The organism is Streptomyces africanus (genome assembly GCF_002150735.1).
Taxonomy (GTDB): Bacteria; Actinomycetota; Actinomycetes; order Streptomycetales; family Streptomycetaceae; genus Streptomyces; species Streptomyces africanus.
Genome location: NZ_MUKA01000620.1, coordinates 1 through 1,508 on the forward strand (window position 1 = coordinate 1; position 1,508 = coordinate 1,508).

1 protein-coding gene is annotated in these 1,508 nt (G+C 77.7%); it reads left to right on the top strand.

Annotated features, from left to right (window positions below):
• Positions 1-1,465 (top strand): HAD family hydrolase (locus CCL05_RS42775; RefSeq protein ID WP_143590061.1); only part of this gene is annotated, 1,465 nt, incomplete at its 5' end.
• Between the last annotated feature and the right edge of the window lie 43 nt (positions 1,466-1,508).

Sequence of the window (1,508 nt, forward strand, 5' to 3'; positions counted from 1 at the left end):
GCCCGAGGTGCTCACCGGGCCGGCGGACCCGCCGCGTCTGACCGTGACGTTCTGGGACCGGCCCACCCCGCCGCCGGAGGCACCGCACGCGCCCGCCGGCATCCAGGTGGTCGTCTCCCCGGACGTGTACGAGCAGTTCGCCGGCAGCTCGGCCGCCCAGGGCCCGCAGCGCTTCCGGCCCCTCTATCGGGGCGGCGCCACGGACACCCCGCCCGTCGCCTGGTACTGCCCGCTGTCCCCCGCCACGGCCGCCCCCGAACCCGACGCCCGCGATCTGGTGCGGGGCCCCTTCATCACCCACGACCTGCGCCGGCTGGGGATACCGGCCCCGGGCCGCACGGCCGTCGTCCACACCCAGCCCGACGGCCCGCTCACCCTCCTCGACCCCGCCCAGCCGCACGGCGACGGGCCGCCGCGCCTCGTGACGTACTACGAGGTGGACCTCACTCCCCACCAGGCCCGTCACCGGGTCTCGCTGCCGAGCTCCGGCAAGGGCGCCTTCACCGCCGCGGTCGAGCTGTCCTGGCGGGTGGACGACCCGGTGGCCTTCGTGCGCGCCGAGATCACCCGGGTGTCCGAGCCGCTGCTCGGCCATCTGCGGGAGGAGGCGGCCCGGATCACCCGCCGTCATCCGCTGCGCCGGGCGGGCGCGGCCCAGCGCGCGGTCAACGCCGGGCTGCGCGGGTGGCCGGTGCCGGGCCTGTCGGTCGCGGCCTCGGTGCGACTGGCCCCGGAGGGGGCGGCGCCGCCCGGTGTGCCGCAGACCCCGGCCCGGCCGGCGCCCCCGCTGACCGGTCTCCTCGGCGAGGCCGAGACCGTGCTGCTCGGCTTCGACGGCCCCCTGGCCCGGCTGTTCTCGGCGGCCGCCGCCCGCGAGGCCGCGCTCGACCTGCTCGCCCTCGTCACCGAACACCGGGACCCGCAGGACGCCCTGCCCCTGGCCGCCGCCGCGGCACGGGAGACGTTCGTGCATCCGCTCGACGTCCTGCGGGCCTTCGCCCGGGACCGGCTCGGCCCCCTGCTCCGCGACCGCCTCGACGCGATCGAACTGCGCGCGGTCCCCGACGCGCCGACGACCCACAACTCCGTGCCGCTGGTGCGGTCCCTGCACCACTCCGGCCGCCGCGTCAGCGTGGTCACGGACGTCAGCGCACCGGCCGTGCACCGCTACCTCGCCCCCTACGGCCTCCCCCTGGCCGGGATCCACGCCCGCGGCGAGGACCTCACCCGGCTGACCCCGCACCCCGACTGCCTCCTGCGCGCGATCGACTCCTGCGGCGGCGCCGCCGCGACCGGCGTCCTGGTCGGCTCGACGGTCGCCGAACTCACCGCCGCCCAGCAGGCCGGAGTGCGCTTCGTCGGCCTCGCCCGCAACGCCACCACCGACCGGCAGCTGCGCGAGGCGGGCTGCGAAACCACCGTCGACTCCCTGGCACCACTGCTGGAAGCCGCGCGCTCCCTCTGAACCCGTCGGGGCCGAACCCCCCGTTCGGCCCCGACGGGTTCAG